This is a genomic window from Methylobacterium sp., assembly GCF_019750675.1.
In the GTDB taxonomy this organism is placed as follows: Bacteria; Pseudomonadota; Alphaproteobacteria; order Rhizobiales; family Beijerinckiaceae; genus Methylobacterium.
Genome location: NZ_JAIEOF010000384.1, coordinates 1 through 6,262 on the forward strand (window position 1 = coordinate 1; position 6,262 = coordinate 6,262).

Annotated in this window: 7 protein-coding genes and 1 pseudogene; 5 read left to right on the forward strand and 3 right to left on the reverse strand. The window is 71.2% G+C overall.

All coding sequences use genetic code 11. From position 1 onward, the window contains the following. The 5 genes and pseudogenes from K2X24_RS19970 to K2X24_RS19990 form a co-directional block, all read left to right on the forward strand. A pseudogene (locus K2X24_RS19970) lies at positions 1-471 on the forward strand (pyrimidine utilization protein A); the annotation flags it as partial. Then, complete coding sequence (gene rutB / locus K2X24_RS19975) at positions 471-1,223, forward strand: pyrimidine utilization protein B (protein ID WP_292500391.1); 753 nt, start codon at positions 471-473, stop codon at positions 1,221-1,223. The pseudogene K2X24_RS19970 and the gene rutB, both read left to right, overlap by 1 nt. A 79-nt stretch (positions 1,224-1,302) precedes the next feature. Further along, positions 1,303-1,692, forward strand: coding sequence for a pyrimidine utilization protein C (gene rutC / locus K2X24_RS19980; protein ID WP_292500383.1), 390 nt, complete (start codon positions 1,303-1,305; stop codon positions 1,690-1,692). 10 nt (positions 1,693-1,702) lie between these two features. Next, entirely contained in the window at positions 1,703-2,482 is a 780-nt protein-coding gene (rutD, locus tag K2X24_RS19985) for a pyrimidine utilization protein D (protein WP_292500386.1), read from the forward strand. 71 nt (positions 2,483-2,553) lie between these two features. Then, positions 2,554-3,033, forward strand: coding sequence for a flavin reductase (locus K2X24_RS19990; protein WP_292500392.1), 480 nt, complete (start codon positions 2,554-2,556; stop codon positions 3,031-3,033). 132 nt (positions 3,034-3,165) lie between these two features. Here K2X24_RS19990 and K2X24_RS19995 read toward each other — a convergent pair whose 3' ends face one another. The 3 genes from K2X24_RS19995 to K2X24_RS20005 all read right to left on the reverse strand — a co-directional run bounded on the left by K2X24_RS19995 (position 3,166) and on the right by K2X24_RS20005 (position 6,118). Beyond that, entirely contained in the window at positions 3,166-3,414 is a 249-nt protein-coding gene (locus K2X24_RS19995) for a hypothetical protein (RefSeq protein ID WP_292500388.1), read from the reverse strand. Between the two features lie 516 nt (positions 3,415-3,930). Continuing rightward, complete coding sequence (gene pucL / locus K2X24_RS20000; protein WP_292500389.1) at positions 3,931-4,773, reverse strand: factor-independent urate hydroxylase; 843 nt, start codon at positions 4,771-4,773, stop codon at positions 3,931-3,933. 34 nt (positions 4,774-4,807) lie between these two features. Beyond that, the gene (locus K2X24_RS20005) at positions 4,808-6,118 is read right to left on the reverse strand and encodes a nucleobase:cation symporter-2 family protein (RefSeq protein ID WP_292500395.1); all 1,311 of its coding nucleotides are present in this window, start codon (positions 6,116-6,118) and stop codon (positions 4,808-4,810) included. Positions 6,119-6,262: the final 144 nt, after the last annotated feature.

A 6,262-nucleotide genomic window follows, 5' to 3' on the forward strand; every position in this document is an offset into this window, starting at 1 on the left:
GTCAACACCCCCACGGCCTTCGCCCCCACGGTGGAGCGCCTGGAGGCGGCCAAGGCCGCGACGGGCCGCGACGTCTCCTCCTACGTGCTCTTCATGATCATCGCCGACGAGACCGACGAGGCGGCGCGCGCCACATGGGAGCACTACAAGGCCGGCGCCGACCAGGAGGCCATCGCCTGGCTCGGGGTCCAGGGCGCCGCCGACACCAAGTCGGGGGCCGACACCAACGTGCGCCAGATGGCCGACCCGACCTCGGCCGTGAACATCAACATGGGCACGCTCGTCGGTTCCTACGCCGAGGTGGCGCGCATGCTCGACGAGGTCGCGACGGTGCCGGGCACGGAGGGCGTGCTCCTCGTGTTCGACGACTTCCTCAAGGGCCTCGACGCCTACGGCACCCGCATCCAGCCCCTGATGACGAGCCGCGCGCACATCGCGGCGGGCTCCGAGCCGATGGCGAAGGTGGCGTGATGGACCCCGTCGCCAAACCCGCCGGCTACACCGACCCCCAGGGCCGCCAGGGCGGCCTCACCCTGGCGGCCCGGCCCGAGCCCATCGCCTTCGACGCATCAGCCACCGCGCTCATCGTCGTCGACATGCAGAACGCCTACACCACGAAGGGGGGCTACCTCGATCTCGCCGGTTTCGACGTCTCCGGCACGGGGCCGGTGGTGGCGCAGATCGCCCGGGCCGTGGCGGCGGCGCGGGCGGCCGGCATCCGCATCGTCTGGTTCCAGAACGGCTGGGACCCGGATTACGTCGAGGCCGGGGGCCCGGGCTCGCCGAACTGGCACAAATCCAACGCCCTCAAGACCATGCGGGCCCGGCCCGGCATGAACGAACGCCTGCTCGCCCGGGGCACCTGGGACTACGCCCTGGTCGACGCCCTCAAGCCCGAGCCGGGCGACATCGTGCTGGGCAAGCCGCGCTACAGCGGCTTCTACAACACCCAGCTCGACAGCCTGCTGCGCGCGGCCGGCATCCGCACCCTGGTCTTCACCGGCATCGCCACCAACGTCTGCGTGGAATCGACCCTGCGCGACGGCTTCTTCCTCGAATATTTCGGCATCGTGCTGGCCGACGCCACCCACCAGGCCGGCCCGCCGGCCCTGCAGGCGGGGGCGCTTGCCAACATCGAGACCTTCTTCGGCTGGGTCTCGGATGTGGCCGCCTTCGAGGCGACCCTCGGGTCGAACGGCGCCCGCACGGAAGCCGCGGAGTAGGTCGAGCCCCGGCCTCTCGATGAGGACGCACCCCGCCACGAAACCGCCAAGCCCACTTTCCAGGAGCACGGAGAAAGACATGCCCAAGATCGTGATCGTCCCCCCCGGCACCGGCAAGCCGCTTGCGCCCTACGTGCCCGGCACCCTCGCGGACGGCGTGCTCTACGTCTCCGGCACGCTGCCCCTCGACGCGCAAGCGAACGTCGTCCACGCGGGCGACGCCGCCGCCCAGACCCGGCACGTGCTGGAGACGATCAAGGGCGTGGTGACGGCCGCCGGCGGCACCATGGACGACGTCACCTTCAACCACGTCTTCCTGAAGGACTGGGCCGACTACAGTGCCATCAACGCCGTCTACGCAGAGTACTTCCCCGGCGAGAAGCCGGCGCGCTACTGCATTCAGTGCGGCCTCGTGAAGCCCGACGCCCTGGTGGAGATCGCCTCGGTCGCCCATGTCGGCCGGCCCTGAGGCGTCGCGGATGACGACCCCGATCCACCACGCCGTGCAGGGCTCCGGCGACCGCACGATCCTGCTCTCGCCGGGCCTCGGCGGATCGGCGGCCTATTTCGCGCCGCAGATGGCGGCGCTCACCGAGCGCTTCCGCGTCGTCACCTACGACCATCGCGGCACCGGGCGCTCGGCCGGCCCCTTGGAGCCGGGCCACGACATCGCCGCGATGGCGCGCGACGCCCTCGCGGTGATGGAGGCCTGCGGCGCGGCGCGCTGCGACATCGTCGGGCATGCGCTGGGCGGGCTGATCGGACTCGAACTCGCCCGCACCCATCCCGAGCGGGTCGGCCGCCTCGTCGTGATCAACGGCTGGGCACGGGCGGACGCCGCGACGCGGCGCTGCTTTTCCGCCCGCAAGCTGCTGCTGGATGTGAGCGCCGAGGCCTATGTCAGGGCGCAAGCGATCTTCCTCTATCCCGCGCCGTGGCTGTCCGAAAACGCGGAGCGCGTGGCCGAGGACGAGGCGCACGCCCTGGCGCAGTTCCCCGGGCGCGACACGGTGCTGGCGCGGATCGCGGCGCTGGAGGCCTTCGACGTCAGCGCGGATCTCGCCGGCATTCCGCACGAGACCCTGCTGATGGCGGCGGACGACGACGTCTTGGTGCCCTATCTGTGTTCGGAGGCGCTGGCGCGGGGCCTGCCCAATGCCCGCCTCGACCGGGTTCCGAGCGGCGGCCACGCCCACAGCGTGACCCGCGCCGAGGCCTTCAACCGGACGCTCGTGGCGTTCCTCGATTCCCAGGAGTGACCGCCGTGAGCGAGACCGATCCGAGCGCAGCCTCGGCCCCCTACGTGGAGGGCGGCGCCTTCCGCGGCGCGATGGCCCGGGTCGCCAGCGCCGTCCACCTCGTCACCACCGACGGGCCGGGCGGCCGGGCCGGCTTCACCGCCTCGGCGGTCTGCAGCGTCAGCGACGGGCCGCCGACGCTCCTCGTCTGCATCAACCGCACCTCCTCGGCCTACGCGGCGATGAGCGCCAGCGACGTCCTCTGCGTCAACACCCTGGCGGCCCACCAGTCCGACATCGCCGCTGCCTTCGGGGGGCGCACGCCCATGGAGACCCGCTTCGCGGCGGCCACCTGGACCCGGAACGTCACGGGCGCGCCGGTGCTCGAGGGCGCGCTCACGGCCTTCGACTGCCGGATCATCGGCCGCCACCCGGTGGGCACGCACGATGTGCTCTACTGCGCGGTGGTGGGCCTCGCGGCACCGGGCGACGGACAGGGCCTCGTCTACGCGGAGCGCGGCTATCACGCCGTGCCGCTGGTGCGCGCCACGCCGCGGGAAGCCGCGGCCTGAGGGCCGCCGGGGGCGAGAATCGAGCCGACATGAAGAAGGCCGGCGCTCGCGATGGAGTGCCGGCCTTCGTCGTCGCGACGTACCCGGAGGGCGCCGGTGGGCCCCGATCGGGCCTGCTAGCCTGCGCCTTCTTCAGAAGCGGTCGCCGCGGCGGGTGCGGACCGAACCCGTGCTGATCTCGCCGCGCGCGTCCTGCGGCACGACGAACCGGCCACGGTCGCGAAGCTCGGACAGGTTGCGGCCGGCGGCCTGGCCCTCGAGGCCGCCCGGCGCCACGGCGGCCGGGATGCCCGCGGGGGCATTGTAGCTCTGGGCGAAGGCACCCGAGGCCGAGAGGCCGAGGGTGATCGCGAGGGCTGCGGTGAGGCGGGGGTGGATCATGGCTCAAGTCCTGGATCTGAACGGTTGTCGCGAAGACGCGAGAAGCAGCGTTCGAGTTCCTGAAAAATGAGCACCTTTGCTACGTAAAACAACAGGATATGCTCGCGAAACGTGCACGAAGGATAGGCAGACTTTGAGAAACGCCGCGCGCGCCGAGACAGCAGGAATTTTGTAAGTCGAAATTCTGTTTTATGACAGCGCCTTAGGAGATCGCCCAGGATTTTTGCAGGATCTCGCGCGACTTGGCATGATTCTCGACCGACGCGTGCGCATCGGCACGCCCCCGAGGGTCGCGCGCGACCGGCGAGGGCGGGGTCCATGCAGGAGCGCCGGCCCGTGCGAACGGCCCGGATCGGGGCGCATCGTCGGCTTCGGTGGCCGTGCCATCGCGGCAAGACTCGGAGCGCTCAGTCGGTGACCGGCTGACGTGTTTGGGTTCTGGCGCAGCCCGCCTCTTCTTCGGGAGAGGAGGGCCGTTCCGACCGGGCCGACCGGAGCGATCGACCGGAACCCATATCAGCCGGTACGCGCGATGGTGGCCTCGATCTGGCCGTGCGGCTCGTCGGTGGGCAGGAAGATGCGGCCGCCGTGATCGATGCCGAAGGGCGCGAGGTTCATCGGGACGTAGTGCTTGTTCGGCATCGCGAACTGGATCTCGGCGATGTCGGGCCGGGCGGCGAGCACCGCCTCGCCCATCCGGTACATGCTGTCCTGCACGCCGGCGCTGTAGGTGCTGGCGAAGACCGTGATCAGGATGTCGAGCACCGCCGCGTTCGCCGCAACCGGGTCGGCGGGGGGCGCGGTCCAGGTCCAGGTCGCGTCCATGCTGGTGGCGCAGATGCGGTCCTGGGTGTCGGGCAGGGTGCGGAACGCGTCCTCCACGAAGTCGGCCCAGCCCGATTCCGTGGTCTTCATCAAGGTGTAGCCGCGCAGGCCAGACCGCAGCACCGCGCCGTCCCGGTCCGCCTCCAGCCGGACGAAGGGCTGGCCGTTGCCGTCGAGGGTGAAGGTGTGGGGGTGCGGCTCGCCGTTCACCGTCCGGCGCAGCCAGCGGGTCTCCAGGGCCTCGATGGTGACGGCGCGGACCTGGGGGTAGTGCTCGAGGAACAGGGCCGCGACATGCCCCACGAATTCCTCGGTCTCGGCCTCCACGTGCCGGGCGGCGGTGACGTTGACGATGTTCTTGATGCTGTCGGTGGCCACCACCCGGCGGTTGTCGCCCGCCGTCCAGGCCGCCGCGAAATCGCCCTCCAGCAGCACCGTCAGGGTCAGTTCGCGCACGCCGTGCCGGTCGCCGTCCCGCGCGAGGCGGAGCACCCGCACGCGGCCCTTGCCGTAGCGCGCCCTCGTCAATGGCATGATGCGTGTCCTCTCGTGGGGATCCCGGGGCGGCTCACGCCTCGGCGGCGTGGGCGAGGCGGGCCGCCTCGGCGCGGGCGCCGGCCTGGCTGCCCAGACCGTTGAAGAACAGGTTCAGGGCGAGCGCCGACAGGGCGGCGAGCAGGATGCCGGACTCGAGCAAGGGGTGGAGGGCGTCGGGCATCTGCTTGAAGAAGTTCGGCGCGGCCAGGGGGATCAGCCCGAAGCCCACCGAGACGGCGACGATGAACAGGTTGTTGCGGTTGCCGGAAAAATCCACCGCGCCGAGGATGCGGGCACCCGTGGCCGCGACCATGCCGAACATGACGAGGCCCGCCCCGCCGAGCACGCAGGGCGGCACGGCCTCCACCAGGGCGGCGAGCTTCGGGATGAGGCCGAGGGCCAGCATGACGACGCCGCCCACCACCGTGACCCAGCGCGAGCGCACGCCGGTGACGCCGACGAGGCCGATGTTCTGCGAGAACGAGGTGTACGGGAAGGTATTGAACACGCCGCCCAGCACGGTGCCGAGGCCGTCCGCCCGCAGGCCCCGGATCAGGCGGGGCTCGTCCACCGTCTCCCCGGTGATCTCGGCGAGCGCCAGGAACATGCCGGTGGATTCGATCATCACCACCACCATGACGAGGCAGAGGGTGAGGCCGGCCACGAGGTCGAACTTCGGCACGCCGAAGGCGAAGGGGCGCACCACGTCGAACCACGGGCTCGAAGCCACCCGCGACAGGTCGACGAGGCCGAACAGGCCCGCCACCACCATGCCGGCGACGATCCCGATCAGCACCGAGGCCGAGGCCACGAAGCCGCGCGTGAAGCGGGTCAGCGCCAGGATCACCAGGAGAACGAACAGCGCGATGCCGAGGTAGAGCAGCGCCCCGTAGCGCGGGTTGCCGACCCCGCCCGCGGCCCAGTTCACGCCGACCCGCATCAGCGAGATGCCGATGACGAGGATGACCGTGCCGGTGACGACGGGCGGGAACAGCGGCAGCAGCCGGCCCACCAGGGGCGCGGCGAAGAGGGCGAACAGCCCGGCGACGATGACGGCGCCGTAGATGCCCGTGAGCCCGAGGGCCGGGTTGGTGCCCATGGCGATCATCGGCGTCACCGCCGCGAAGGTCACGCCCATCATCACCGGCATGCGGATGCCGATGCCGGGCAGGCCCCAGCTCTGGATCAGGGTGGCGAGGCCGCAGGCGAACAGGTCGGCGCTGACCAGCATCGCCACCTGCTCGGGCTGCAGCCCGAGGGCGCGCCCGACGATGAGCGGCACCGCCACGGCACCCGCATACATGACCAGCACGTGCTGGAGCCCGAGGAGACCCAGCGCCACCGGCGGAACCTCTGCGACCGGCGGAGCTTCGGCGGCCGGGCCGGCCGCCGTCGGATGGGAGGAGCCGTGGGCCACGCGTCGATCCCTCGTCTGCGAGCCGTGACGGCTCCTGTGGACGGACGGTGCGCAAGCCACGTGCCACCC

Excerpts from the sequence above, each read along its gene's own strand:
- rutB (WP_292500391.1), top strand. The coding sequence starts at position 471 with ATGGACCCCGTCGCCAAACCCGCCGGCTACACCGACCCCCAGGGCCGC.
- rutC (WP_292500383.1), top strand. The coding sequence starts at position 1,303 with ATGCCCAAGATCGTGATCGTCCCCCCCGGCACCGGCAAGCCGCTTGCG.
- rutD (WP_292500386.1), top strand. The coding sequence starts at position 1,703 with ATGACGACCCCGATCCACCACGCCGTGCAGGGCTCCGGCGACCGCACG.
- K2X24_RS19990 (WP_292500392.1), top strand. The coding sequence starts at position 2,554 with ATGGCCCGGGTCGCCAGCGCCGTCCACCTCGTCACCACCGACGGGCCG.
- K2X24_RS19995 (WP_292500388.1), bottom strand. The coding sequence starts at position 3,414 with ATGATCCACCCCCGCCTCACCGCAGCCCTCGCGATCACCCTCGGCCTC.
- pucL (WP_292500389.1), bottom strand. The coding sequence starts at position 4,773 with ATGCCATTGACGAGGGCGCGCTACGGCAAGGGCCGCGTGCGGGTGCTC.